We start from the raw sequence: 25691 nt of genomic DNA, 5'->3' as shown, positions 1-25691 counted from the left end.
CGCCATTTTTGTAAAACAATTTCTGTCCACAAATGCTGGAGGGGGATGTTTCAGGCTGCGGAGAATAACAGTCTATTTATGCGTGTCAATGGATTGGCGAGTCACAAGAGCAGAAATCCGTCTTATGCTTCGTCTGGCAACCAGATAGCGCGGCTATTGAGTACTCTTAGCGTGGCAAACTGTTGCGAAATATCGATGACGCTCCAGGCGCCATGGTCGATGCGGAAATGCCACATGCTGGCGGTCGGCATTCCCAATAACAGGGCGGTTAACAGGCTGAGGACGCCCTGATGGCTGACGATAAGCAGATTCTGGTCATCGTAATGGGCAAGCTCACCCACGAAATCGCTCACGCGCTGTGAAAATGCGGGAAAGCCTTCACCGTTGGTGGGCGCGGCGTGCTGCCAGTCATTGCACCAGGCGGCGTAGTTCTCTTTATCTTCGACTTGTAAATCGCGGTGATGGCGCATTTCCCAATCGCCGAAAAACATCTCGTTTAACCGCGAGTGAGGGGTAAGCGGGAGTGTACGATCGCCTAACAACAGACTGGCGGTGAGGTGAGTCCGTTCCAGTTCACTGCATAACACGCGATCGAAGGGAACCTGACGCAGCATTTTGCCCAATTGACGGGCCTGGGTTTGACCTTTTTCAGTGAGCGGAGTCGGGGCATGGCCGCTATAAAGTCCAGCCACGTTGGCTTCGGTTTCGCCATGACGCACTAACCAGAGTTTCATGGTGCGCTCCCCCTCATTGCGACGCTACGCGCCGTGGTGATACAGACCTTGCTGCATGATGTAAGCCAGCACCGCTTCCGGCATCATCTCTTCACATGATTCATCACGTTCAAGACGTTCGCGGATAAGCGTGGCAGAAACGTCAAACCACGGCGTTTCGGCAAGATAGATTTTTCCCGCTGGCTGGTTATGCAGATCCTCAATATTGCTGGTGAGGTGTTTATCCAGCCAATGTTGGTAAGCTTCTTCTGCCATCGCGAGTGGATATCCCGGACGACGGGTGACCAGCAGATGCGCGTTTTCAAGAATGGTTTCGTAACGATGCCAGCTTGGGAAAGTGAGTAGGGAATCCTGGCCGATAATAAAGGCCAACGGTTTTTCCGGACCTTGTTCCTGACGCCATTCCTGAAGGGTATCCGCCGTAAAGGACGGCGTATCGCGGCGCAGTTCACGCTCGTCGAGCACAAACAGCGGTTTGTCGGCAATCGCCAGTTCGACCATCAGTTTGCGCTGCTCGCTGCTGGCTTCCGGTTGCGGACGATGCGGCGGCACATTGTTGGGCATAATGATCACCCGAGAAAGACCAATCTGATTGGCCAGAATTTCCACCGGCTTCAGGTGACCATAATGAATGGGATCGAAGGTCCCACCGAAAAGCGCCTGTAGTTTTGCCATATCATCCATCAATAAAAACGTCGGGCAGCGCTTTATGACAAAGCAGCAGCGACAAACTTTCCAGTTCAGCCCACACCGACTGACCGTAATCCTGTTTTAAGGTTAGCTCAGCATGGCTCAGCAAGGTCACGGCCTGACGTAGCTGTGGGCTGCTAAGGCGATTCACCGCTTCACCCACCATCGCCCGACGGTTCTGCCAGACTCGGTGTTTATCAAACAGTGAGCGCAGGGGCGTATGTGCGCTGTGGCGTTTTAGCGTCACCAACAGCAGCAACTCACGCTGAATAGTGCGCAGCAAAATCACCGGCTCACTACCTTCCAGCCGCAGTTGTTGCAGGATGTGCAGTGCACGTTTGCTTTTACCGGCCAGTACGGCGTCGACCCAGTGGAACGGGGTGAAGTGCGCCGCGTCGTTAACTGCCTGCTCAACACGAGGCAACGTGAGTTTACCGTCAGGCCACAGCAGTGACAGCCTCTCAAGCGCCTGCGCCAATGCCAGAAGATTGCCTTCATAGCAATAGCAAAGCAGCTGACTGGCCGGTTCATCAAGCTGGAGATTATGCTGTTTAGCACGGTTCGCCAGCCAGCGTGGCAGTTGCGCTTGTTCCGGCGTCTGGCAATTGATTTGCACTGCTCGAGTGGCGAGTGAGGTTAGCCAGGCCGCATTTTCCTGAGATTTGGTGAGCTTATTACCGCGCACGATAAGCAGCAGGTCGTCATGCAACAGGCTCACCAGCGTGTTCATTTGCTCGTTAATTGCCGCATTCGGGCCATTTTCAGGCAACAACAGCAATAGCGTCTGACGGCTGGCGAACAGGCTCATTGCCTGACAAAGTGAAAATAGCTCGCTCCAGTCGGTGCTGGTATCGAGCGTAAAAGTATGGTGTTCGATAAAGCCTTCACCGACGGCGGCATGCCGTATGGCGTCCTGGCTTTCCTGGAGAAAGAGGGGGTCATTACCGAGCAGGAGATACGCCGCGCGCAGCCCTTCAGAGAGCTGCGCGCGGAGTTGTTCTGGGTACAACCGAATCATCAGTTACCCAGAGTCGTCGAAACGCGAGGGCTTTCAGCCGGGGTAGTGGCTGTTGTCTCTTCGCTTTCTTTAACATCTGCAATGTGCACGCTTGGCAGTTTACGAATCAGCTGCTCTGCGGCTTTCTGGTACATCTCCTGGATGATGATGCCTTCTTCGTTGTCTTTGGCCAGCGCTTTTTGCGGGTTATCAAAGAACGAACGATAGACCTTGGTCGTGATTGGGAAGATATCCTGTCCCGGAATCAGTACCGTGGCATTGACGGTCATCACCATCTGGTATTCCGCCGTCTGACCGTTCTGGAAGACCGATGCCGTATCCTTTTGAATACCGCTTGAGCCTAGACGCAGTGACGGAACATCCTTACGCAGCGTACTTGGATCCAGCAGCGTAATATCATTGCTCCGCAGCTGTTCGCGCACCGCACGGCTTAATGGGCCGTTTGGATCGCTTGACTGCAGGATCAAAGTTTTCATTTCGTCCGGCACCTGCGTCGTACTGCGCAAATGCCAGCCACATCCAGCGGTGACCAGCACCGCCAAAGATAACAACAATGTTGTCAGATATCGCACGCTTCCTCCCGCGCTTAGCCAACGACCAGGTTAAGCAGCTTGCCCGGAACGTAAATCACTTTACGTACGGTCACGCCCTCAAGGTATTTTGCTACCAGGTGTTCCTGGCCTGCACGTTCACGAACTTGTTCTTGGGTTGCATCAACGGCGACGGTGATTTTACCGCGGACTTTACCGTTAACCTGCACGACGACCAGCGTGGTGTTTTCCACCATCGCTTTTTCGTCAGCAACCGGCCACGGTGCATTGTCGATATCGCCTTCGCCGCCCAGTTCCTGCCACAGAGTAAAGCAGACGTGAGGGGTGAACGGGTTAAGCATACGCACAACGGCCAGCAGCGCTTCCTGAATCAGGGCGCGGTCTTGCTCGCCTTCCTGCGGTGCTTTCGCCAGCTTGTTCATCAGCTCCATAATCGCCGCGATGGCGGTGTTGAAGGTCTGACGACGACCGATATCATCAGTCACTTTAGCGATAGTTTTGTGAATATCACGACGCAACGCCTGCTGATCTTCGCTCAGTGTATCAGCGTTCAGCGCGGCAACCGGGCCACGAGCGGTATGTTCAAATGCCAGTTTCCAGACGCGTTTCAGGAAGCGGTTTGCCCCTTCAACGCCGGATTCTTGCCATTCCAGAGTCATATCAGCCGGGGAGGCGAACATCATGAACAGACGTACGGTATCAGCGCCGTAACGTTCAACCATCACCTGCGGGTCGATGCCGTTGTTTTTCGACTTGGACATCTTGCTCATGCCGGTATACACCAGTTCATGACCTTCAGCATCCTGCGCCTTCACGATACGACCTTTTTCATCACGCTCAACGATAGCATCAACCGGAGAAACCCAGTTACGCTCGCCGTTGACGCCGACGTAGTAGAAGGCATCGGCCAGAACCATGCCCTGGCACAGCAGCTGTTTAGCCGGTTCGTCAGAGTTCACAAGGCCTGCATCACGCATCAGTTTGTGGAAGAAGCGGAAATACAGCAGGTGCATGATAGCGTGTTCAATACCGCCAATGTAGATATCAACCGGCAGCCAGTAGTTGGCGGCCTTAGAGTCCAGCATGCCTTCCTGATACTGCGGGCAGGTGTAACGCGCGTAGTACCATGATGATTCCATAAAGGTATCGAAGGTGTCGGTTTCACGCAGCGCAGGCATACCGTTAACGGTGGTTTTTGCCCACTCTGGATCGGCTTTGATTGGGCTGGTGATGCCGTCCATAACCACATCTTCCGGCAGAATAACCGGCAGCTGATCTTCTGGAGTTGGCAGCACGGTGCCGTCTTCCAGGGTGACCATTGGGATTGGTGCGCCCCAGTAACGTTGACGGGAAACGCCCCAGTCACGCAGACGGTAGTTAATTTTGCGCTCACCCACGCCTTTTTCGACCAGTTTGTCGGCAATAGCGTTAAAGCCTGCTTCGAAGCTCAGTCCATCAAATTCACCAGAGTTAAATAGTACGCCTTTTTCGGTCAGCGCCTGTTCACAAAGATCCGGGGCGGAACCGTCAGCGGCGAGGATAACTGGTTTGATGTTCAGGCTGTATTTGGTCGCGAACTCGTAGTCGCGCTGATCGTGGCCCGGAACGGCCATCACGGCACCGGTGCCATATTCCATCAGCACGAAGTTTGCTGCCCAGACTGGAATTTCTTCGCCAGTCAGTGGGTGAACCGCTTTAAAGCCAGTATCGACGCCTTTTTTCTCCATGGTCGCCATTTCGGCTTCGGCCATTTTGGTGTTACGGCATTCGTCGATGAAAGCAGCCAGTTCCGCGTTGTCCGCGGCGGCTTTTTGCGCCAGAGGGTGACCGGCAGCAACCGCCAGATAAGTGGCACCCATAAAGGTGTCCGGGCGGGTAGTGTAAACGGTCAGCGTGTTGTCGTAGCCTTTCACGTCAAAGGTGATTTCGACACCTTCAGAACGGCCGATCCAGTTGCGCTGCATCGTTTTCACGGTGTCAGGCCAGTGATCGAGATTATCCAGATCGTTTAACAGTTCGTCAGCGTAAGCGGTGATTTTGATAAACCACTGTGGGATCTCTTTACGCTCGACTTTGGTGTCGCAGCGCCAGCAGCAGCCATCGATAACCTGCTCGTTAGCGAGAACGGTCTGGTCGTTCGGGCACCAGTTAACGGCGGACGTTTTCTTGTACACCAGGCCTTTTTTATACAGCTCGGTGAAGAATTTCTGCTCCCAACGGTAGTATTCCGGGGTGCAGGTTGCCAGCTCGCGGCTCCAGTCATAGCCAAAGCCCAGCATTTTGAGCTGGTTTTTCATGTACGCGATGTTGTCGTAAGTCCACGGAGCGGGCGCGGTATTGTTTTTTACCGCTGCACCTTCAGCCGGCAGGCCGAAAGCATCCCAGCCGATAGGCTGCAGGACGTTTTTGCCCAGCATACGCTGGTAACGAGCAATAACGTCGCCGATGGTGTAGTTACGGACGTGGCCCATGTGTAGTCGGCCAGAAGGATAGGGAAGCATCGACAGGCAGTAATACTTCTCTTTGCTCTCGTCTTCAGTAACTTCAAATGTGCGCTTCTCATCCCAATGAAGCTGGACTTTCGATTCTATCTCTTCCGGGCGGTATTGCTCTTGCATGGCAGCCAGTGATCCTGTTTTCAATGCAGCTACAAATGTAGCCAATAGATGTGATATTCCAGATCCGCATAGCATAGCCCAAACGCTCACGTCAAAACAGCCTTTCGCACGTTAAGCGGGTGAAAAGCTCAAGCCTTAAATTGTGAACTCTGTGGTGATGCTGGCAAAGCGAAAAGGAAATAACGGCTACTATTAGAGTAGGTTAACTAGCTGGGAGTGGAAACAATGAACAAGGTTGCTCAAATTTACCGGGAACTGGTCGCTACACTGACCGAACGCTTACGTAACGGCGAACGCGATATCGATACGCTGGTGGCCGAGGCGCGCGCGAAAGTGGCGCAAACCAGCGAGTTAACGCGCACTGAAATTGATGAACTTCTGCGCGCCGTTCGTCGCGACCTGGAAGAGTTCGCCATGAGCTATGGTGAAAGTCAGGAGGATGAGTCTGACAGCGTATTCCTGCGAGTGATTAAAGAGAGCATCTGGCAAGAGCTGGCGGATATTACCGATAAGACGCAGCTGGAGTGGCGCGAGGTGTTTCAGGATCTCAACCACCACGGCGTGTACCACAGTGGTGAAGTGGTGGGGCTGGGAAATCTGGTGTGCGAGAAATGCCACTATCACCTGGCGGTTTATACACCTGATGTGCTGTCACGTTGCCCGAAATGTGGACATGACCAGTTCCAGCGCAGGCCGTTTGAGCCATAGTAGATAATCCCGGCGGCGCTTCGCTTGGCCGGGCTACCTACAATGTAGCCCGGCCAAGCGAAGCGCCCCGGGAAAGACTCAGCCGTAAAACTTCAAACGCTCAGCCAACAAATCCACAAACGCCTGGCGATCAACATCAACCATCACCGTTGCATTTGGTTTATTCCCCGTCAGGAAGTAGTAATCCACGACCGTCATCCCCTGGGTATATTTGCCTTGGGTTTCCACGCCCACCCAGCATTCAACGGTGGTAAACATCTCCGGCTTCAGCAGCCATGCAATGGTGCACGGATCATGCAGCGGTGCGCCGACAAATCCCCATTTCTCGTCTTTGTGGTACTCCATAAAGAAATCGAGTAATTCCGCCACGATGGTGGAGATAGGGTTGCCAATGGCGCGAAAACGTTCGGTGTCGGCGGCGTGGATTTGTGCTTTATGGGTTACATCAAGCCCGGCCATTACCACCGGGATCCCTGACTGGAAAACAATTTCAGCGGCTTCAGGATCAACGTAGATATTGAATTCAGCCGCCGGTGTCCAGTTACCCAGGCTCATGGCACCGCCCATGATGACGATGCGATTGATTTTGGCATGAAGTTCCGGATGGCTATTAAGCAACAGTGCAACGTTGGTTTGCGGGCCGGTAGAGACAATGGTTACTGGATTCGGACTCTCACGCAGGGTTTTAGCCATCAGTTCGACGGCGGTGAAATTTTGCGGGGCGAACGACGGCTCCGGTAGCGCCGGGCCATCAAGACCACTCTCGCCATGAACGTTATCGGCGATGATAAGCTCTCGCATCAACGGCTTCACGGCACCGCCAGCGACGGGAATATCCGGGCGCTTTAGCAAGGTGAGCATGCGCAGCACGTTACGCAGCGTTTTCTCCGGCGTCTGATTACCGGCGGAGGAGGTGATCGCTTTCACTTCAAGCTCAGGGGAGGCGAGGGCGAGTACAATGGCGATCGCGTCGTCATGACCCGGATCGCAATCAAGAATAATTGGCTGTGCCATAGCAGTTCCTTGTCAGCGTTGTTTTGTGACAAGGGTAAAGCTTGTATGTGGAATGAACGAGAATAGAAACCTGAAAGCGTGATGAGGTGCACGAATGAGTCGCCCGGCCAGGCAAAGCGCCGCCGGGATTTGGCACCGAGCTACCCCGGGGTCGGCGTAAACGCCTCGCCCGGGCTACTGTTTAGTGCAGAATTTTCGCGAGGAAGTCTTTTGCACGATCGGATTTCGGGTTGGCGAAGAACGCCTCTTTATCGGCATCTTCGACGATTTTGCCTTCATCCATAAAGATCACCCGGTTAGCCACTTTACGGGCAAAGCCCATTTCGTGGGTCACCACCATCATGGTCATGCCTTCGTTGGCAAGCTCTACCATAACGTCCAGCACTTCATTGATCATCTCAGGGTCGAGCGCGGAAGTCGGTTCATCAAACAACATGGCGACCGGATCCATACATAACGCGCGCGCGATGGCGACACGCTGCTGCTGGCCGCCGGAAAGCTGCGCCGGGAACTTATTGGCATGCGCCGAAAGCCCCACGCGTTCTAGTAGTTTTAATCCCTTATCGCGGGCGGCGGCTTTATCGCGTTTAAGCACTTTGACCTGTGCCAGTGTCAGGTTCTCGATAATCGACAAATGCGGGAACAGCTCAAAATGCTGGAACACCATGCCGACCTGAGAACGCAGCTTCGCGAGATCCGTTTTCTTATCGTTCACTTGGGTGCCGTTTACCTGGATCTCGCCTTGTTGCACCGGCTCCAGACCGTTAACGGTTTTAATCAGCGTCGATTTACCCGAGCCAGACGGCCCGCAAACCACCACCACTTCGCCTTTTTTCACTTGCGTGGAACAGTCGGTCAGCACCTGAAAGTGACCATACCATTTAGAAACATTTTTCAGGGTAATCATTGCACAGTCCTTTTCTTCAAATAGCTGACCAGCAGCGAGGCGCTAAGGCTAATCACAAAATAAACAAAACCTGCAAACAGGATCATTTCGACCTGAGTACCGTCACGCTCACCAATGGTCGAGGCGGTACGGAAGAAGTCCGCGAGGCTTAACACATACACCAGCGAGGTATCCTGGAACAGGACGATCCCTTGGGTGAGCAGCAGTGGAACCATCGCACGGAAGGCCTGCGGCAGAATAATGAGTTTCATTGACTGCCAGTGGGTCATTCCCAGCGCCAGCGCGGCGCTCGATTGCCCGCGTGAGATACTCTGAATGCCGGCGCGGATGATTTCCGAATAGTAAGCCGCTTCAAACATCGAAAACGCCACCATTGCCGAAATCAGGCGGATATCGCTTTTTGGCGACAGTCCCAGCACGTTTTGCAGGAACCCTGGCACAATCAGATAGAACCACAGCAACACCATTACCAGCGGTATTGAACGGAAGACGTTGACGTAGGTTTTGGCAAACCAGGCGACAGGTTTAAACGTCGACAGCCGCATGACGGCCAGCAGCGTTCCCCAGACGATCCCGATAATAATCGCGGTGACGGTAATTTTAAGGGTGATGACCAGCCCGGCTAGCAGGTAGGGCATCGACGGGATGATAGAGCTCCAGTCAAATTCGTACATTATTTACCCCCCAGGTTGCCCGGCAGGCGAATTTTGCGTTCAACCAGAGCCATGACCAGCATAATAATGGCGTTTATCAATACATAAGCGAGGGTGATCGCCGTAAAGGATTCCCAGGCGTGTGCGGAGTAGTCCAGCAGTTTGCCCGCCTGCGCAGCCATATCAACGAGTCCGATAGTTGAGGCGATGGCCGAGTTTTTCACCAGGTTCATCATCTCGGAAGTCATCGGCGGGACGATAACGCGATAGGCGTTTGGCAGCAGGACATAGCGGTAGGCTTGCGGTAGCGTCAGCCCCATCGCCAGTGCAGCGCTTTTCTGCCCACGTGGCAGCGACTGAATCGCAGCACGTACCTGTTCGCAGACGCGCGCAGCGGTAAACAGACCCAGACAGATCATTGAGGAGAGGAAGAACTGAATGTTTGGATCCAGCTCCGATTTAAACCACATGCCGAGGTCTTCCGGCAGCAATTCCGGAACCACCAGATACCAGGTAAAGAACTGCACGATCAGCGGAACGTTACGGAACAGTTCGACGTAACAGGTGCCAAGTGACGACAAAAAACGATTAGGTACAGTACGCAAAATACCAAATAGCGAACCAACGAGAAAAGCGATAATCCATGCAGTAATAGAAAGGGCGACGGTGACCTGAAAACCGCTCCAGAGCCAGCCGAGATAGGTTGTGTTGCCGAAAGGAGCGTCTTGTAAAAAGATACCCCAGTTCCAGTCTATGGACATAAATAAACTCCTGGAAAAAAAAGGGTAGCAGGAACTCTCCTGCTACCCTCGAAGATTGTAGAACAGCGTTTTGCGGTATTCAGGTCAGGTGGGGAACGACCACCTGACTTATAGTCTGTCCGTGCTGAACCACAATCGAGAGGGCAGATAATTCCGCCCCGTTTTTCTAATTAGTTAAGTGCTTTGTCATTTGGCGTTTTGAACAGCGCTTTCATCTCTTCAGACAGCTCGAAGTTCATGTTCAGGTTTTTCGGTGGGATTGGGTTTTTGAACCACTTATCAAACCATTTCGCCGCTTCGCCAGAGGTCTGCGCCTGAGCGATGGTGTCGTCCATCAGCTTTTTGAAGTCTGGGTCATTTTTACGCAGCATACAGCCGTAGGCTTCCTGAGATTGTGGCTTGCCGACGATCTCCCAGTTGTCCGGTTTTTTGGCTTTCGCGCGCTCACCCGCTAACAGGGCATCATCCATCATAAAGGCAACGGCACGACCGCTTTCCAGGGTACGGAAGGAATCGCCGTGGTCTTTGGCGCTGATGATGCGCATATCCATTTTCTGCTCGTCATTCAACTTGTGCAGCAGAATCTCGGAGGTGGTGCCGGAAGTCACGACAACCGCTTTCCCCTTCAGGTCAGCGAAATCTTTAACATCACCGCCTTTTTTCGCCAGCAGACGGGTACCGACCACGAAGATGGTGTCAGAGAAGGAAGCCTGTTTCTGGCGTTCAACGTTGTTGGTGGTTGAACCACATTCAAAATCGAAGGTGCCGTTTTGCAGCAGCGGGATACGGTTTTGCGAAGTGATAGGAATCAGCTTCACTTCCAGTTTCGGGTTGTTGAGCTTTTTCTTGATAGCTTCAACGATGGCGTTGGAGTAGTCCTGAGAGTAACCCACGACTTTTTGTTGGTTGTCGTAATAGGAGAACGGTACGGATGATTCACGGTGACCGACAACGATAACGCCGTTCTTCGCGATTTTATCCAGCGTCGAACCCTGCGTAGCAGGCTTTGCGTCTTCTGCGTGTGCCAGACCTGCGGTGACACCCATGACCAGCATGGCAGCGGCCAGTTTACGTAATTGCATGTCCAACTCCTTTATCCTCTGCATCGGCCAGGATGCATTGATACCCATTGTGATTGTTGTGTTGTTATAGGCTGTGCTTTTAGCGTGCAGCGTTATGTGTGTTTGTTAGCATTTAGTTTGGCTTAATGTAAAGATTTTGCTGCTTTATTGTTTATTTTTGCGAAGCGCGCCGCACCACTTTGAGGCAAAAAAGGTCGTTTGCACGATAATGGTGCTACCGATGTCTTTTGGTGGTGCAACCGGGTTGCGCTAAGTGATGAGGTGCAGCCTCTTGATTATATTAAGCAAGTGGCGTGCCAGAATGGACTTCAGAAGGGGGAGTTGTGAGCGAAAAGGATTTTGTAGGTCTGATAAGCGCAGCGCCATCAGGCATGGTGCCGAACGACTGCCGGATGGCGGCGTACCGCCTTATCCGGCCTACATTCGATAGTGCAATGTGTTACTTGCGGCGCTGACGCAGGCTCATCACCAGTGCACCAAAACCAAACAGTGCGGTAATTAGCCACAGTGTCCAGTCACCGGTACGCGCATACGGCGTTAAGCCCGTCGTTGGCGTCACTTTGGTGGTCAGAACCTGGCGGGTAAACTGCGGGATCATCGCCTGAATCTCACCGCGTGGGCCAATCACAGCGGTAATGCCATTGTTGGTGCTACGCAGCAGTGGACGAGCGAGCTCCAGCGCACGCATTCGCGCCATCTGGAAGTGCTGCCACGGGCCGATGGACTTACCAAACCATGCATCGTTAGAAATGGTCAGCAGGAAGTTGGTGTCCGGGCGGAAATTATCACGCACCTGCTGACCGAGAATAATCTCGTAGCAGATAGCCGCCGTCAGCTTCAGGTTATGTGCCTGCAGCTGTGGCTGGACATACGGTCCACGGCTGAATGACGACATCGGCAGGTCGAAGAACGGTGCTAACGGACGCAGGATGGATTCCAGCGGCACAAACTCACCAAACGGAACCAGGTGATTTTTGTTGTAGCGATTCTTCGACTCATAGCTGTACGGGCTATCTTTGCCTAGTGTGATGATGGTGTTGTAGGTGTCGTAACGATTCTGCTGGTTGAGGCGTGAATCCACAATACCGGTAATCAGCGTACTGTTTTTCGCCCGCAGAAGATCGTCCATCATACTCAGGAAGCGCTGCTGGTTAATCTCCAGATCGGGAATCGCCGACTCTGGCCAGATAATCAGCTCGGATTTGCCCATCACTTTTTCGGTAGCGTCGAGATAAACCTTCAACGTATTGAGCAACTGATTTTCATCCCACTTCAGCGCCTGTGGAATATCACCCTGGACCATCGAAACCTGAGTGGTTTTATCGGTCTGAAGCGTATACCACTGGATGTAACGCAGCGGGAATGGCAGGGCAAATAACACCACGCCAACCGCCAGCGGACGCCAGTTGCGGGTGACCAGCGCTAGCGCCAGCAGACCGCTCACCGCCATCAGCAGGAAGTTAATCGCGCCGACGCCCATGACGGGTGCCAGCCCTTTCAGCGGGCCGTCAATCTGGCTATAGCCAAACTGCAGCCATGGGAAGCCGGTTAGCACCCAACCGCGCAGGAACTCGGTGAGCTGCCAGACGACCGGCGCGGCGATAGCCATGCGTACCCAGTTCGTCTTCGGCCACAGGCGCGACAAAATCCCCGCGAACAGACCGGTATACAGCGAGAGATAACCCGCCAGCAGGACGACGAGGAAGACGTTGACCGGGCCCGGCATACCGCCAAACTGGGCAATACTGACGTAGACCCAGTTAATGCCGGCACCGAACAGACCAAAGCCCCACGCATAACCGATAGCGGCGGACTGCACTGGCCGACGGTTGAGCGTCAGGGCCTGCAGACCGAACAGTGAAATTATCGCAGCAGGCCAGATGTCATAAGGAGAAAAAGCCAGCGTTCCGCTGGCTCCGAAAAGTAGCGCCAGCAGCAGACGAATGCGCTGGCGTTCAAGCAATGAGGCAAATGCCATGGAGATTATTCATCCAGTTTCGGTTGTGGGGAATCGTCCGGGATTTTAACGTGAACCTGAATAATACGACGGCTATCCGCCATGGCGACCTTAAACTGGTAACCATCAATGTCGATAGTTTCGCCGCGTGCGGGCAGATGACCAAAGGCCTGCATCACCAGTCCGCCGATAGTATCAACTTCATCATCGTTGAAATGAGTACTGAACGCGTCGTTGAAGTCTTCAATCGAGGCCAGTGCGCGAACCGTCCAGGTGTGACGGCTGAGCTGACGGAAGTCGATATCGTCTTCTTCGTCATACTCATCTTCAATTTCACCCACGATCAGTTCAAGAATATCTTCAATCGTCACCAGTCCAGAGACGCCGCCAAACTCATCGATAACGATGGCCATATGGTAGCGCTGGGAGCGGAATTCCTTGAGCATACGGTCAACCCGTTTGCTTTCCGGTACGACAACCGCGGTGCGTAACACTTTATCCATGCTGAAAGCTTCAGAATCGCTGCGCATAAACGGCAGCAGGTCTTTGGCCATCAGAATCCCTTCAATGTGATCTTTGTCCTCGCTGATAACCGGGAAACGCGAGTGGGCGGACTCAATGATGACATCGAGACATTCGTCCAGGGTTTGGTTGCGTTTTAGGGTGATCATTTGAGAGCGCGGGATCATGATGTCGCGGACGCGTTGGTCAGCGATATCCATTACCCCTTCAAGCATGTCGCGCGTATCTTCATCGATAAGCTCGTTCTGCCCGGAATCACGGATCAGCGCCAGGAGATCGTCACGGTTTTTCGGTTCACCGTGGAAGAGCTGGCTGAGTAAGAGGGAGAAGAATCCCTTTTTGCTGTTTACTGTGTCACTACTGTGTGAATTGTCGTCGCTCATGGCGTCGTTTGGGTTCTCATGTTGGATTAATTGTCGCTCGTCGCGCGTAAATTCAGCGCCGGACGGCATGTATGGCCTGATGGCGTTTACGCTTATCAGGCCTACAAAATGCATGAATGTAGGCCGGATAAGGCGCAAGCGCCGCCATCCGGCAAGCTACTATTCAGCAATCTTCTCGGAAATGTACGGATCCTCATAGCCGAGAGCAAGCATTATCTCTGTCTCAAGGCTTTCCATCTCTTCCGCTTCTTCATCTTCGATATGGTCATAGCCCAGCAAATGCAGGCTACCGTGGACCACCATGTGCGCCCAGTGTGCTTCCAGCGGCTTGCCCTGTTCAGTGGCCTCACGCTCTACTACTTGACGACAAATAATCAGATCGCCCAGCAGCGGCAGCTCGATGCCCGGTGGGGCTTCAAACGGGAATGACAGCACGTTGGTGGGCTTATCCATACCGCGGTAGGTAAGGTTTAGCTCATGGCTTTCCGCGGTATCGACCAGGCGAATGGTCACTTCGGACTCGGCCTGGAACTGAGGAATAACGGCATCCAGCCACTTCTGGAACTGACTTTCTTCTGGCAAACCGGTGTTATCTTCACAGGCCAACTGGAGATCGAGGATCACCTGACTCATTTCTGCTCCTGCGCCTGAGCGTCGCGTTTACGTTCTGCGGCCTGCTCGGCTTTACGTTTTTGATCGGCTTCTTCCCACGCCTCATAGGCATTCACGATACGGGCAACCACCGGATGGCGGACCACGTCTTCGCTGTGGAAGAAGTTAAAGCTAATTTCATCGACTTCGGCCAGCACTTCAATCGCGTGACGCAGGCCAGATTTAGTGCTGCGCGGCAGGTCAATCTGGGTGATATCACCGGTAATGACCGCTTTTGAGTTAAAGCCGATACGGGTCAGGAACATCTTCATCTGTTCGATGGTGGTGTTCTGGCTCTCATCGAGAATAATAAAAGCATCGTTTAAGGTACGACCGCGCATATAGGCCAGCGGAGCCACTTCAATCACGTTGCGTTCTATTAGTTTCTCAACCTTCTCAAAGCCGAGCATCTCGAACAGCGCGTCATACAGCGGACGCAGGTAAGGATCGACTTTCTGGCTCAGGTCGCCCGGCAGGAAGCCGAGTTTTTCACCGGCTTCCACCGCCGGACGGGTCAGCAGAATACGACGGATTTCCTGACGCTCCAGCGCATCCACCGCCGCGGCAACCGCCAGGTAAGTTTTACCGGTACCCGCAGGGCCCACGCCAAAGGTAATGTCGTGGTCGAGAATATGCGCGATGTACTGCGCCTGGTTTGGCGTGCGCGGCTTAATCACCCCGCGCTTGGTTTTGATATTGATAGCTTTACCGTACTCCGGCACGCTATCGGCGCTCTGTTCCAGCACGCGGGCTTCTTTAATCGCCAGATGGATCTGTTCAGGCTCAATATCCTGAATCTGGCCGCGCATTGGTGCAGTGTCAACATACAGGCTGCGCAGAATATCGGCAGCGGCGGTCACGCAGATGGCGCGTCCCGTCAGTTTGAAATGGTTATCGCGGCGGTTGATTTCGATGCCCAGTCGTCGCTCCAGCTGTTTGATGTTGTCATCAAACGGGCCGCACAGGCTCAGCAGACGGGCATTGTCGACTGGCTCCAGGGTAATTTCGCGAGTGTCTATGTTCAAACTGTTCCTCTTATGCATGAGTTGCCGGAAGGCTTACGATTACCGGCTGATAAAGGAATTATTCACGCCACAGTAAAAAGGCGCAAGCGTTGCAACAAATATGGGGATAGCAGGGAAAAATACAAGGCCCGCCAGAATTGACGAGCCATGAAGATTAAGGCTGATAAATGCCGACGCCTGAATCGCTTTCTTTACGGGTACGGGCAATCACCGACTCCGGCGATTCCACGATGCGCAGACCCATCTCGTCTTCGGTACGTACTAGCTTACCGCGTACGGAGTTGGTGTAAACATCGACGATTTCGACATCCACAAATTTACCGATCATATCCGGCGAACCTTCGAAGTTGACCACCCGGTTGCATTCGGTGCGCCCGGTCAACTCCATAATGCTCTTACGCGAGGTGCCTTCCACCAGAATTCGCTGGACGGTGCCGAGTAAACGGCGGCTCCAGGCCATAACCTGTTGGTTGATGCGTTCTTGCAAAATATACAGGCGCTGCTTTTTATCCGCTTCAGGGACATCGTCAACCATATCTGCCGCTGGCGTACCCGGGCGGGCTGAGAAGACGAAGCTGAAACTGACGTCGAAGTTGACGTCGGCAATCAGCTTCATGGTCTGCTCAAAGTCCTGGTCAGTTTCACCGGGGAAACCGACGATAAAGTCAGAGCTAATCTGGATATTCGGGCGTGCTTCGCGCAGCTTACGGATCGTGGACTTGTATTCCAGCGCCGTGTGGGTACGTCCCATCAGGTTCAGTACGCGGTCAGAACCACTCTGAATCGGCAGATGCAGGAAGCTCACCAGTTCCGGCGTATCACGATAAACGTCGATAATATCGTCGGTAAATTCGATAGGGTGGCTGGTGGTAAAGCGCACGCGGTCAATGCCGTCAATGGCGGCGACCAGACGCAGCAGTTCGGCAAAGGAGCCGGTTGTGCCATCGTAGTTCTCACCACGCCAGGCGTTGACGTTCTGCCCCAGCAGGTTTACTTCACGCACACCTTGAGCTGCCAGTTGGGCAATTTCAAACAGGATGTCATCGCAGGGACGGCTGACTTCTTCACCACGGGTGTAGGGAACCACGCAGTAGGTACAGTATTTATTGCAGCCTTCCATGATGGAAACAAACGCGGTTGGGCCGTCGGCGCGTGGCTCAGGCAGGCGGTCAAACTTTTCAATTTCCGGGAAGCTCACGTCGATAACCGGGCGGCGGTTATCACGTACGGCGTCGATCATTTCAGGGAGACGGTGCAAGGTCTGTGGGCCAAAAACAATATCCACGTAGTGCGCACGTTGGCGGATAAGTTTGCCTTCCTGTGAGGCGACGCAACCGCCCACCCCTATAATAAGCTTTGGATTTTTTGCTTTAAGTAATTTCCAGCGGCCTAATAGGTGGAAGACTTTTTCCTGAGCTTTCTCACGAATTGAGCAGGTGTTCAGCAGCAATACGTCTGCTTCTTCTGCCACCTCGGTCAGTTTATAGCCGTGAGTGGCATCCAGCAGATCGGCCATCTTTGATGAATCGTACTCGTTCATCTGACAGCCCCAGGTTTTAATATGGAGTTTTTTTGTCATCGACTTGCTCTTGCTCGATTAGAAATTGCCAACATTGCAGGGCGCGTATTGTAATGCTTTGATGCGATGGTGACCAGTGTGACGGTTATTGGCCTCAAGTCCGGAAAAGTCCGGTAAACTTAAGAGATTCAGGTTTAAGGATAATAAATGATGACAATCCTACACACAGACGTTGCCGTCGTCGGCAGTGGTATGGTCGGTGGAGCACTGGCATTAGGGCTGGCGCAGAACGGTTTTACCGTTACCGTGCTGGAAAAAAGTGCGCCGCCGGATTTCGATCCCTCTTCACCGCCGGATGTGCGAATCTCTGCCATTAGTGCTTCCTCTGTCGCTTTATTACGCAGTCTGGGTGTGTGGGATGCGGTGCTGGCCATGCGCGCGCACCCGTGGCGTCGTCTTGAAACATGGGAGTGGCAGAACGCGCACGTGGTCTTCGATGCGTCAGAGCTAAAGCTGCCAAATCTAGGGTTTATGGTTGAGAATAACGTCCTGCAACGCGCGCTTTGGCAGGCACTGGCAGCGCATCCGCAGGTCACGCTGCGTGAGGGCACGACGCTCAACAATATGTCTCCGGAGGGTGAGGGAGATGTGCTGCGCCTGGCAGACGGGAGCGAGATTCACGCGAAGTTGGTGGTGGGGGCCGATGGCGCGCTGTCACAGGTTCGTCAACAGGCGGGTATCGGCATTCACGGCTGGCAATATCCGCAATCCTGTATGTTGATTACCGTGAAATCCGAAAATGAACCCGGTGACAGTACCTGGCAACAGTTTTCACCCGCCGGGCCGCGCGCCTTTTTACCGCTGTTTGATAATTGGGCCTCGCTGGTGTGGTACGACACTCCGGCGCGGATCCGCCAGTTACAGTCATTATCGATGCCGCAGCTTCAGCGAGAAATCACGAACCACTTCCCGGAACGTTTAGGTCATGTCACGCCAGTCGCTGCTGGAGCTTTCCCGCTGACACGCCGTCATGCTCAGCAATATGTGCAGCCAGGTCTGGCGCTGGTGGGCGATGCAGCCCATACCATTCATCCGCTGGCGGGGCAGGGGGTAAACCTGGGCTACCGCGATGTTGATGCGCTTTTGGATGTACTGGCCAATGCACGTAGTGTCGGTGAAAACTGGGCCAGTCTGTCGGTGCTGCAACGTTATCAGGCGCGTCGTCGGGTGGACAATTTGCTGATGCAAAGCGGCATGGATCTTTTCTATGCCGGATTCAGTAACGATCTTGGGCCGTTACGTGTGTTGCGAAACGTTGGCTTGATGGCTGCGCAGCGTGCGGGCGTTTTAAAGCATCAGGCGTTGAAATATGCGTTAGGGTTGTAACCTACAAAAATGCCGGATGGTGGCTACGCCTTATCCGGCCTACACCAACCAGTATCCCGGGAAGGCTACGCACATAACATAGCCGTGAGTAAGGCTAACCCGGATTGATTACGTGAAAAAGTAAGAGGAGAGCGGGCGAGATTTTTTAGAATACATCAAAACGAAAAAAGCTCGCCGAAGCGAGCTTTTCGAATATGGCTGGGGTACGAGGATTCGAACCTCGGAATGCTGGTATCAGAAACCAGTGCCTTACCGCTTGGCGATACCCCAACGGGTGCGTTCACAATATGAACGACTTTGAAAATGGCTGGGGTACGAGGATTCGAACCTCGGAATGCTGGTATCAGAAACCAGTGCCTTACCGCTTGGCGATACCCCAACAATTTTTTTTCGAATTTATCGATGTTTTCGAGAAATTCTGAATTTGGTGGCTACGACGGGATTCGAACCTGTGACCCCATCATTATGAGTGATGTGCTCTAACCAACTGAGCTACGTAGCCGGTACTATTTTTTTTCTTCGATGGCTGGGGTACCTGGATTCGAACCAGGGAATGCCGGTATCAAAAACCGGTGCCTTACCGCTTGGCGATACCCCAATACCGTCGCGGCAATCCGCAAATATCGAAGAAAAATGGCTGGGGTACCTGGATTCGAACCAGGGAATGCCGGTATCAAAAACCGGTGCCTTACCGCTTGGCGATACCCCATCCGTGCAACGCTTACGGGTGAATGGTGCGGGAGGCGAGACTTGAACTCGCACACCTTGCGGCGCTAGAACCTAAATCTAGTGCGTCTACCAATTTCGCCACTCCCGCAAAAAAGATGGTGGCTACGACGGGATTCGAACCTGTGACCCCATCATTATGAGTGATGTGCTCTAACCAACTGAGCTACGTAGCCATCTTTTTTTCGCGCTACCTTATCGGCGTTGCGGGGCGCATTATGCTTATTGAGCCTAATACCGTCAACACCTTTTTCAATGAAATTCACTGGAATGTGACTGTTTGGTTAGGTTGCGAACAGCCTGGCGCAATATTCGGCAATTATTGGTCGTTTCGCGTTATTAACGAATATGATACGTCCAATAAAAAAGCCCCTATGTACCATAGGGGCCTGAAAACGAAAGTGACTTATAGACTTACTGATATGCAGACTGGTGGACACCTACCGCGCGTCCTGAAGGATCGTCCATGGTTTTGAACGCTTCATCCCACTCAATCGCTTTTGCGGAAGAACAGGCAACGGACGGGCCGCCCGGTACACATTCTGCGGCACTAGGCACCGGGAAAAGCTCTTCAAAGATTTCGCGGTACAGATAGCCTTCTTTTGAGGTTGGCGTGTTGTACGCGAAGCGGAAGTGCGCGGTCTCCAGTTGCTGATCGGTTACCTGTTTTGCCGCTACTTCTTTGAGCGTATCAATCCAGCTGTAGCCCACGCCGTCGGAGAACTGTTCTTTCTGACGCCATGCTACGCTTGCTGGCAGATAGGATTCAAAGCATTCACGCAGCACGTGTTTTTCCATTTTGCCGTTGCCGCACATTTTGTCCTGCGGGTTGATGCGCATGGCCACGTCGAGGAATTTTTTATCCAGGAACGGTACGCGCGCTTCCACACCCCAGGCGGACATCGCTTTGTTGGCGCGAGCACAGTCGTACATATGCAGCGCCTGCAGCTTACGGACGGTCTCTTCGTGCAGCTCTTTGGCGTTTGGCGCTTTATGGAAGTACAGGTAGCCGCCAAACACTTCATCAGAACCTTCGCCGGACAGCACCATCTTGATGCCCATCGCTTTGATTTTACGCGACATCAAATACATCGGCGTCGAGGCGCGAATGGTGGTCACGTCATAGGTTTCGATGTGGTAAATCACATCACGAATCGCATCCAGACCTTCCTGCACGGTAAAGTGAATCTCGTGGTGTACGGTGCCGAGATGGTTTGCCACTTCCTGCGCTGCTTTCAGGTCAGGAGAACCCACCAGACCGACCGCGAAGGAGTGCAGCTGTGGCCACCAGGCCTCTGAACGTTCCTGATCTTCCACACGTCGGGCGGCGTATTTCTTGGTGATAGCAGAGATAACCGAAGAATCCAAACCGCCGGACAGCAATACGCCGTAGGGTACGTCGGACATCAGGTGGCTTTTAACGGAATCTTCCAGCGCCTGACGCAGTTCGTTTTTATCGGTCACGTTATCTTTCACCGCGTCGTAGTCGAACCAATCACGTTGATAGTACTGGCGGATTTCACCGTCTTTGCTCCACAGATAGCTGCCTGCCGGGAATTCCTGAATAGTGCGGCATACCGGCGTCAGCGCTTTCATTTCAGAGGCTACGTAGAAGTTACCGAATTCGTCATGGCCCATATACAGCGGGATAATGCCGATGTGGTCGCGGCCAATCAGGTAAGCATCCTTTTCGCTGTCGTACAGTACGAACGCAAACATCCCTTCCAGCTCGTCGAGGAAGTCCGGGCCTTTTTCCTGATACAGCGCGAGAATCACTTCGCAGTCTGAACCGGTCTGGAACTGGTAGCGGTCAGCGTATTCAGCACGCAGCGCTTGATGGTTGTAGATTTCACCGTTAACTGCCAGAGCGTGCGTTTTCTTTTCGTTATACAGCGGCTGAGCACCGGCGTTGACGTCAACTATCGACAGGCGCTCATGCGCCAGAATCGCTTTATCACAGGCGTAGACACCGGACCAGTCCGGGCCACGGTGGCGCATCAGGCGGGAAAGTTCCAGCGCTTTTTTACGCAGCTCGCCCGCGTCAGTTTTAATATCCAATACACCGAAAATAGAACACATAGACTTCTCCGTTAACCCTGTGGTGTTGTGCTGTTTAATTGTGTGGCGCTGCGCAATCGCGGTGCCTTTGCATAACTAAAAAAATGCCGGAAAGGGCGGATGGGCGCAAGGCTTTTCCGGGGGTAATGAGAAAAAATTCAATAGGTGTTGTTGAATACTAAAAAATACGTATGTGAAACCTTCTGTTATTGATGAATCTTCAATTAAAACCGTTTTTTATTAATGATTCTATTTTTATATTCCTTAAATACCCCCGCAGACGTCAAACTACGGGGGAAATGAGGCTACGCCACACCAAACGGCCAGATGTCCTGCACCGTTTTATAAAGGATTTGTTGCCTGTCCTGCGGTGACAGCCACGCAAGATGATCGCGATAGAGCGCCACCGCTTGGGCATAGCTGAGCTTGTTCAGGCAGATAGGCCAATCGGTACCCCACATGAGGCGCTGTGGACCAAACGCGTCGAACACCTGCTTGACCTGTCGCGCAGCGTCAGAATACGGGTAGGGCTGCTGGGAGAGCGACCACATATGTGAAATCTTCACATATACGTGAGGATAGCGGGCCAGCGCCAGTAGCTTGTTCAGCTCATCAGGTTGATTGAGCGGTGAGTCGGCCATATGGTCGATAACCACCGTCAATTCTGGGTTCTGCTCAATCCACGTTATCAAATCGGGCATCCTACTGGGGGCCGCCAGAATGGTCATCGGCACTTTCAGGTCGGCAGCCTGACGCCAGAGCAGTTTCATCAGCGGCCCACGGATCCAATCGCCGTCGGCCTTATCGGATGGACTCAGGCGCACGCCGCGAAAACCGTCTTCAGTCGTCAGACGTGCCAGATGCTCCGGTGCGGCTGGGTCTTCCGGGTTAACGCGGCAGATCCCCTGAAATTTATCCGGATACTGGCGCAGGACATCAGCCAGATAGCGGTTATCCCAGCGGTAGTGAATTACCTGCACGATGACGGTGCGTGCAACGCCATTGGCCGCCATCAGGTCGAGCAGCATTTCGGCGGTAAAATCCTGCGGCGGCGTTTTACGGTCTTTGGCGTAGGGATAGCGTGGGTCGGTTTTCCAGACGTGGACGTGAGAATCAATCATCAACGGGGATGGAATGGCAGCGAACGCCGGGCGCAGTGCACAGGCCAGCGGTAACGCTGTGCTGGCGGCAAGGAATTGACGACGGCTAAGCATGATTATCTCCATTGCATCGCTCACAGGCAGCCCTGAGGGTGTCAGAGGTGGTATTTATTGTTGGGCTTTGCGGGCGGATGCGTGAGCTGACGAGCTACTATAAATCGCGGATAAGCAAGATGATTTAGACCAATGCCCAAGGCAACAGCGTTTTTATTGGTAGGTAAAACATGCGCCTGTGAGCCCGCTCACGCTTGATCTCGTGGGCGATGTTTGGTTATGGGTAATAAATAGACCGTGGCGGCGAATTTAATTACCCATTTACACTGGCGGCTGTTTTAGAGAATGTCGATTTCCGCAACTGACGGATAAATCCACGATGGTCTGAACGGCATATTATCGATGTCATCCACGGTAGAGACACCGGAGAGGACCAGAATCGTCTCAAGCCCAGCCTGGAAACCCGCCAGAATATCGGTACGCAGATTGTCGCCGACGATGACAGTCTGCTCGGAATGCGCCTGCATCTTGTTTAGTGCGGCGCGGATGATCCACGGACTTGGCTTGCCAACGATAAACGGTTTACGGCCCGAAATTTTTTCGATGCCGGCACAAAGTGCGCCACAGGCCGGGTAATAGCCGCGACCGTGCGTATCTGGGTTTGTTGCGATGAAGCGTGCACCATTAGCCACGAAGAATGCCGCTTTGTGCATCATTTCCCAGTTAAAAGAACGGGTCTCACCCACGATAACGAAGTCTGGGTTGACGTCGGTAATAGTGAAGCCAGCTTTATAGAGTTCGTGGATCAATGCACCTTCGCCGACAACGTACGCTTTTTTTCCTTCCTGGCGACGCAGGAAATCGGCTGTTGCCATGGCGGAGGTATAAAACACGCTGTCAGGCACATCGATGCCTGCGGTGGCGAAGCGGTTCGCCAAATCCTGACCTGTCTGCGAAGGGTAGTTGGTCAGACAAAGAAACGGCATACCTTTTTCGAGTACGCGTGCAACGAATTCCGCCGCGCCCGGCACGGCAACGTTGTCGTGCATCAGCACGCCGTCAATATCACAGATTACATTCTCAATGGTCATGGACTACCTGGCGTTTGTTTTAAAGAGGCGTAATTATACACGTTATCCAGGGCGTTGCCTCTTACGGCTAACCTTCCAACAAATGTTGTAACAGGATACCGTTGAGCATTGCGCGCTTGACCAGCGCAAACGCGCCAATCGCCGAGCGATGGTCAAGAGTGGAGCGCACTACCGGCAGATTCTTGCGAAATGCTTTGAGTACCTGAGTATTGATGCAGCCTTCGATGGCGGGCAACAACACGCGATCGGCCTCGATAATCTCCCCGGCAATCACCACTTTTTGTGGGTTGAACAGGTTAATGGCAATCGCAATGGTTTTGCCCAGATGGCGACCTACGTGCTCAATGACTTCAGTTGCCAGTGGGTCGCCTTTGTTTGCGGCCTTGCAGATGGTTTTGATGTTGCAGTCATCCAGCGTGACGCGGCTGTGATAGCCCTGCTCAAGCAGATGGCGGACGCGTTGTTCGATGGCGGCATTGGCGGCAACGGTTTCCAGACAGCCAAAGTTACCGCAGTGGCAGCGTTCGCCAAGCGGGTCGACCTGGATATGACCGATTTCACCCACGTTACCGTTACGACCGATAAATATCCGCCCGTTGGAGATAATGCCCGCGCCTGTTCCCCGGTGGACACGCACCAGAATGGAATCATCACAATCCTGACTTGCACCGAAGTAGTGCTCCGCTAGCGCCAGACTGCGGATATCGTGGCCAACAAAACAGGTGACGTTAAAGCGTTTTTGCAGCGCCTCGACCAAATGCCAGTTCTCGACCGGGATATGCGGCATGTAGCGAATTACGCCGCTTTCAGGATCCACAAGACCCGGCAGAATGACGGAAATGGCGATCAGTTCGCGAATTTTACGCTGATACGATTCAATAAACGTGGCGATAGTATTCAGCAGCGCGTGTTCCAGTGTCTCCTGGGTACGTTCCGGGAGTGGGAAATGCTCTTCCGCAACCACTTTGCTGCTCAGATCGTAGAGGGTGAGGGTGGTATCGTGACGGCCAAGACGAACGCCAATGGCGTGGAAATGACGAGTTTCGGTAATGATCGAGATAGCGCGGCGGCCCCCGGTGGAGGCCTGCTGATCGACTTCTTTGATCAATCCGCGCTCGATAAGCTGACGCGTGATTTTTGTCACGCTGGCGGGCGCAAGCTGACTTTGCTCGGCAATCTGAATGCGCGAGATTGGCCCATGCTGGTCAATCAGGCGGTAAACGGCCGCACTGTTAAGCTGTTTTACGAGATCAACATTACCAATTTGAGCTTGTCCGCCTGATGTCATACTTTCTCTTACTCAGTAACGACCTCGTTGCCATTAACGATGGTCTTGATGATTTTAAAATCGTGGGTGAACGCAGTCAGGTTCGCCACTTTGCCCGGTGCAATGCTGCCTAACTGTTTGTCTACGCCAATGGCGCGGGCAGGGTAGAGGGTTGCCATACGCAGTACTTCGTCCAGCGCAATATTCGCGTGCAGAACCAGATTGCGTACCCCTTCGATCATCGTCAGGGAGGAGCCGCTCAATGTACCGTTTTCGTCAACGCACAGTCCGTTTCGGTAGTATATTGTTTTACCGGCAAAAATGAACTGCTCAATATTGGCACCTGCTGGCGCGGTGGCGTCGGTCACCAGGCACAGCTTGTCACCTTTTAAGCGCTTGGCGTTACGGATATTGATGTAGTCGACGTGCAGGCCGTCGGCGATGATACCGCAGTAAATTTCATCGGCATCAAGGATGGCGCCAGTCAGACCTGGTTCGCGGCCAGACATATACGGCATGGCGTTGAACAGGTGGGTGGCAAATGAGATCCCCGCACGGAAACCGATACGTGCCTCTTTCGCCGTGGCATTAGAGTGACCCGCAGACACCACGATACCGGCATTGACCAGCGCGGTGATGACTTCCGGGGCAACCATTTCCGGTGCCAGAGTAACTTTAGTGATGACGTCAGCGTTATCGCACAGGAACTGCACCAGCTCAGCATCGGGTTTACGCACGAAGCTTGGGTTGTGAGTGCCTTTTTTGACGATATTCAGCCATGGACCTTCAAGATGCAGACCCAGCGCCTGGTTTGGATGTTTTGCCAGGTACTCACGCATCACGTGCACACCCTGCTTCATCAGATCATCGCCGGCGGTGATGAGCGTTGGCAGGAAGTTGGTACAGCCCGATTTCTCGTTGGCTTTCTGCATGATTTCCAGCGTTTCAACGCTTACTGCTTCTGGCGTATCGTTGAACTGTACGCCGCCGCAGCCGTTAAGCTGAACGTCGATAAAACCAGGGGCGAGAATGGCGCCATTGACGGAACGCTGTTCGACGTTCGCGGGTACATCAGCCAGTGGACAAATACGTTCAATTAGGCCATCGGCGACGATAATCGCATGGTCATCCAGAATTTCGTGACCGGTATAAATCCGGCCATGGGTTAATGCATACATTACGACCCCCGGTGTTCAAAAATGTTGTCCCGCAGGCT

The 25691-nt window shown here is 53.3% G+C and carries 22 protein-coding genes and 7 tRNA genes; 2 read left to right on the top strand and 27 right to left on the bottom strand.

Features of this window, described 5'->3' with window-relative positions; all coding sequences use genetic code 11:
- Positions 1-122 precede the first annotated feature (122 nt).
- Genes U0026_RS16175 through leuS form a run of 5 tightly spaced genes read right to left on the bottom strand, consistent with a single transcriptional unit; the run spans position 123 to position 5611 of the window.
- Positions 123-734, bottom strand: coding sequence for an adenosylcobalamin/alpha-ribazole phosphatase (locus U0026_RS16175; RefSeq protein ID WP_062775189.1), 612 nt, complete (start codon positions 732-734; stop codon positions 123-125).
- A gap of 24 nt (positions 735-758) precedes the next feature.
- Positions 759-1418: a nicotinate-nucleotide adenylyltransferase gene (gene nadD, locus U0026_RS16170; RefSeq protein ID WP_062775187.1), complete on the bottom strand. Its 660-nt coding sequence runs from the start codon at positions 1416-1418 to the stop codon at positions 759-761.
- The gene (holA, locus tag U0026_RS16165) at positions 1411-2442 is read right to left on the bottom strand and encodes a DNA polymerase III subunit delta (protein ID WP_062775185.1); all 1032 of its coding nucleotides are present in this window, start codon (positions 2440-2442) and stop codon (positions 1411-1413) included. The genes nadD and holA overlap by 8 nt, the downstream gene beginning before the upstream one ends.
- Positions 2442-3014: an LPS assembly lipoprotein LptE gene (lptE, locus tag U0026_RS16160; protein ID WP_062775183.1), complete on the bottom strand. Its 573-nt coding sequence runs from the start codon at positions 3012-3014 to the stop codon at positions 2442-2444. The genes holA and lptE overlap by 1 nt, the downstream gene beginning before the upstream one ends.
- 14 nt (positions 3015-3028) lie before the next feature.
- On the bottom strand, positions 3029-5611 hold the full coding sequence (gene leuS, locus U0026_RS16155) for a leucine--tRNA ligase (RefSeq protein ID WP_156484211.1): 2583 nt from the start codon (positions 5609-5611) through the stop codon (positions 3029-3031).
- A gap of 225 nt (positions 5612-5836) precedes the next feature.
- On the opposite strand from leuS, the gene U0026_RS16150 reads away from it, so the two are divergent.
- A complete protein-coding gene (locus U0026_RS16150; protein WP_062775179.1) occupies positions 5837-6319 on the top strand; it encodes a zinc ribbon-containing protein in 483 nt (160 codons plus the stop codon).
- 78 nt (positions 6320-6397) lie between these two features.
- Here the strand turns inward: U0026_RS16150 and rihA are convergent, their stop codons facing one another.
- The 10 genes from rihA to miaB form a co-directional block, all read right to left on the bottom strand.
- On the bottom strand, positions 6398-7333 hold the full coding sequence (gene rihA / locus U0026_RS16145) for a pyrimidine-specific ribonucleoside hydrolase RihA (protein WP_062775177.1): 936 nt from the start codon (positions 7331-7333) through the stop codon (positions 6398-6400).
- A gap of 181 nt (positions 7334-7514) precedes the next feature.
- Positions 7515-8240 carry an amino acid ABC transporter ATP-binding protein gene (locus U0026_RS16140; protein WP_062775175.1) on the bottom strand — a complete coding sequence of 242 codons (726 nt, stop codon included), beginning with the start codon at positions 8238-8240 and terminating at the stop codon, positions 7515-7517.
- The gene (gene gltK, locus U0026_RS16135) at positions 8237-8914 is read right to left on the bottom strand and encodes a glutamate/aspartate ABC transporter permease GltK (RefSeq protein WP_062775174.1); all 678 of its coding nucleotides are present in this window, start codon (positions 8912-8914) and stop codon (positions 8237-8239) included. Before gltK ends, U0026_RS16140 begins: the two co-directional genes overlap by 4 nt.
- Positions 8914-9654: an amino acid ABC transporter permease gene (locus U0026_RS16130; protein ID WP_062775172.1), complete on the bottom strand. Its 741-nt coding sequence runs from the start codon at positions 9652-9654 to the stop codon at positions 8914-8916. Before U0026_RS16130 ends, gltK begins: the two co-directional genes overlap by 1 nt.
- A gap of 170 nt (positions 9655-9824) precedes the next feature.
- Positions 9825-10736 (bottom strand): amino acid ABC transporter substrate-binding protein, encoded by a 912-nt coding sequence (locus U0026_RS16125; protein ID WP_062775170.1) that lies wholly within the window; start codon positions 10734-10736, stop codon positions 9825-9827.
- A 439-nt stretch (positions 10737-11175) separates the two neighbouring features.
- Complete coding sequence (lnt, locus tag U0026_RS16120) at positions 11176-12714, bottom strand: apolipoprotein N-acyltransferase (RefSeq protein ID WP_062775169.1); 1539 nt, start codon at positions 12712-12714, stop codon at positions 11176-11178.
- Between the two features lie 5 nt (positions 12715-12719).
- Entirely contained in the window at positions 12720-13598 is an 879-nt protein-coding gene (gene corC / locus U0026_RS16115; protein ID WP_062775274.1) for a CNNM family magnesium/cobalt transport protein CorC, read from the bottom strand.
- A gap of 159 nt (positions 13599-13757) precedes the next feature.
- Positions 13758-14231: an rRNA maturation RNase YbeY gene (gene ybeY, locus U0026_RS16110; protein WP_062775168.1), complete on the bottom strand. Its 474-nt coding sequence runs from the start codon at positions 14229-14231 to the stop codon at positions 13758-13760.
- Positions 14228-15274 (bottom strand): PhoH family protein, encoded by a 1047-nt coding sequence (locus U0026_RS16105; RefSeq protein WP_062775166.1) that lies wholly within the window; start codon positions 15272-15274, stop codon positions 14228-14230. The genes ybeY and U0026_RS16105 overlap by 4 nt, the downstream gene beginning before the upstream one ends.
- A 154-nt stretch (positions 15275-15428) precedes the next feature.
- Positions 15429-16853, bottom strand: a complete 1425-nt coding sequence (gene miaB, locus U0026_RS16100) for a tRNA (N6-isopentenyl adenosine(37)-C2)-methylthiotransferase MiaB (protein ID WP_062775164.1) — start codon at positions 16851-16853, stop codon at positions 15429-15431.
- 150 nt (positions 16854-17003) lie between these two features.
- On the opposite strand from miaB, the gene ubiF reads away from it, so the two are divergent.
- The gene (ubiF, locus tag U0026_RS16095) at positions 17004-18179 is read left to right on the top strand and encodes a 3-demethoxyubiquinol 3-hydroxylase (protein WP_062775271.1); all 1176 of its coding nucleotides are present in this window, start codon (positions 17004-17006) and stop codon (positions 18177-18179) included.
- A 195-nt stretch (positions 18180-18374) separates the two neighbouring features.
- Here ubiF and U0026_RS16090 read toward each other — a convergent pair.
- From U0026_RS16090 to nagA, 12 genes are all read right to left on the bottom strand, one after another.
- Positions 18375-18449, bottom strand: a tRNA-Gln gene (locus U0026_RS16090).
- A 34-nt stretch (positions 18450-18483) separates the two neighbouring features.
- Positions 18484-18558 (bottom strand) — tRNA-Gln (locus U0026_RS16085).
- Between the two features lie 46 nt (positions 18559-18604).
- A tRNA-Met gene (locus U0026_RS16080) sits at positions 18605-18681 on the bottom strand.
- 21 nt (positions 18682-18702) lie between these two features.
- Positions 18703-18777: transfer RNA gene (locus U0026_RS16075), tRNA-Gln, on the bottom strand.
- 36 nt (positions 18778-18813) lie between these two features.
- Positions 18814-18888 (bottom strand) — tRNA-Gln (locus U0026_RS16070).
- 23 nt (positions 18889-18911) lie between these two features.
- Positions 18912-18996: transfer RNA gene (locus U0026_RS16065), tRNA-Leu, on the bottom strand.
- 8 nt (positions 18997-19004) lie between these two features.
- Positions 19005-19081 (bottom strand) — tRNA-Met (locus U0026_RS16060).
- Positions 19082-19319: 238 nt separating this feature from the next.
- Positions 19320-20984, bottom strand: coding sequence for an asparagine synthase B (gene asnB / locus U0026_RS16055; RefSeq protein ID WP_062775162.1), 1665 nt, complete (start codon positions 20982-20984; stop codon positions 19320-19322).
- A 284-nt stretch (positions 20985-21268) separates the two neighbouring features.
- Entirely contained in the window at positions 21269-22177 is a 909-nt protein-coding gene (locus U0026_RS16050) for an amidohydrolase family protein (protein ID WP_062775160.1), read from the bottom strand.
- A gap of 278 nt (positions 22178-22455) precedes the next feature.
- Positions 22456-23208, bottom strand: a complete 753-nt coding sequence (locus tag U0026_RS16045) for an HAD-IIA family hydrolase (protein ID WP_062775158.1) — start codon at positions 23206-23208, stop codon at positions 22456-22458.
- 67 nt (positions 23209-23275) lie between these two features.
- A complete protein-coding gene (gene nagC, locus U0026_RS16040; protein ID WP_062775157.1) occupies positions 23276-24496 on the bottom strand; it encodes a DNA-binding transcriptional regulator NagC in 1221 nt (406 codons plus the stop codon).
- 8 nt (positions 24497-24504) lie between these two features.
- Positions 24505-25653, bottom strand: coding sequence for an N-acetylglucosamine-6-phosphate deacetylase (gene nagA / locus U0026_RS16035; RefSeq protein WP_062775155.1), 1149 nt, complete (start codon positions 25651-25653; stop codon positions 24505-24507).
- Positions 25654-25691: the final 38 nt, after the last annotated feature.

The sequence above is a fragment of the Kluyvera intermedia genome (genome assembly GCF_034424175.1).
GTDB lineage: Bacteria > Pseudomonadota > Gammaproteobacteria > Enterobacterales > Enterobacteriaceae > Kluyvera > Kluyvera intermedia.
Note: the sequence above shows the minus strand (reverse complement) of the source record. Positions and strands in the feature narration are given on the sequence as shown.

Bases quoted from the DNA above. Each gene is read 5' to 3' on its own strand.
- U0026_RS16175 (WP_062775189.1), bottom strand. From the start codon at position 734: ATGAAACTCTGGTTAGTGCGTCATGGCGAAACCGAAGCCAACGTGGCT.
- nadD (WP_062775187.1), bottom strand. From the start codon at position 1,418: ATGGATGATATGGCAAAACTACAGGCGCTTTTCGGTGGGACCTTCGAT.
- holA (WP_062775185.1), bottom strand. From the start codon at position 2,442: ATGATTCGGTTGTACCCAGAACAACTCCGCGCGCAGCTCTCTGAAGGG.
- leuS (WP_156484211.1), bottom strand. From the start codon at position 5,611: ATGCAAGAGCAATACCGCCCGGAAGAGATAGAATCGAAAGTCCAGCTT.
- U0026_RS16150 (WP_062775179.1), top strand. From the start codon at position 5,837: ATGAACAAGGTTGCTCAAATTTACCGGGAACTGGTCGCTACACTGACC.
- rihA (WP_062775177.1), bottom strand. From the start codon at position 7,333: ATGGCACAGCCAATTATTCTTGATTGCGATCCGGGTCATGACGACGCG.
- U0026_RS16140 (WP_062775175.1), bottom strand. From the start codon at position 8,240: ATGATTACCCTGAAAAATGTTTCTAAATGGTATGGTCACTTTCAGGTG.
- gltK (WP_062775174.1), bottom strand. From the start codon at position 8,914: ATGTACGAATTTGACTGGAGCTCTATCATCCCGTCGATGCCCTACCTG.
- U0026_RS16130 (WP_062775172.1), bottom strand. From the start codon at position 9,654: ATGTCCATAGACTGGAACTGGGGTATCTTTTTACAAGACGCTCCTTTC.
- U0026_RS16125 (WP_062775170.1), bottom strand. From the start codon at position 10,736: ATGCAATTACGTAAACTGGCCGCTGCCATGCTGGTCATGGGTGTCACC.
- lnt (WP_062775169.1), bottom strand. From the start codon at position 12,714: ATGGCATTTGCCTCATTGCTTGAACGCCAGCGCATTCGTCTGCTGCTG.
- corC (WP_062775274.1), bottom strand. From the start codon at position 13,598: ATGAGCGACGACAATTCACACAGTAGTGACACAGTAAACAGCAAAAAG.
- ybeY (WP_062775168.1), bottom strand. From the start codon at position 14,231: ATGAGTCAGGTGATCCTCGATCTCCAGTTGGCCTGTGAAGATAACACC.
- miaB (WP_062775164.1), bottom strand. From the start codon at position 16,853: ATGACAAAAAAACTCCATATTAAAACCTGGGGCTGTCAGATGAACGAG.
- ubiF (WP_062775271.1), top strand. From the start codon at position 17,004: ATGACAATCCTACACACAGACGTTGCCGTCGTCGGCAGTGGTATGGTC.
- asnB (WP_062775162.1), bottom strand. From the start codon at position 20,984: ATGTGTTCTATTTTCGGTGTATTGGATATTAAAACTGACGCGGGCGAG.
- U0026_RS16050 (WP_062775160.1), bottom strand. From the start codon at position 22,177: ATGCTTAGCCGTCGTCAATTCCTTGCCGCCAGCACAGCGTTACCGCTG.
- U0026_RS16045 (WP_062775158.1), bottom strand. From the start codon at position 23,208: ATGACCATTGAGAATGTAATCTGTGATATTGACGGCGTGCTGATGCAC.
- nagC (WP_062775157.1), bottom strand. From the start codon at position 24,496: ATGACATCAGGCGGACAAGCTCAAATTGGTAATGTTGATCTCGTAAAA.
- nagA (WP_062775155.1), bottom strand. From the start codon at position 25,653: ATGTATGCATTAACCCATGGCCGGATTTATACCGGTCACGAAATTCTG.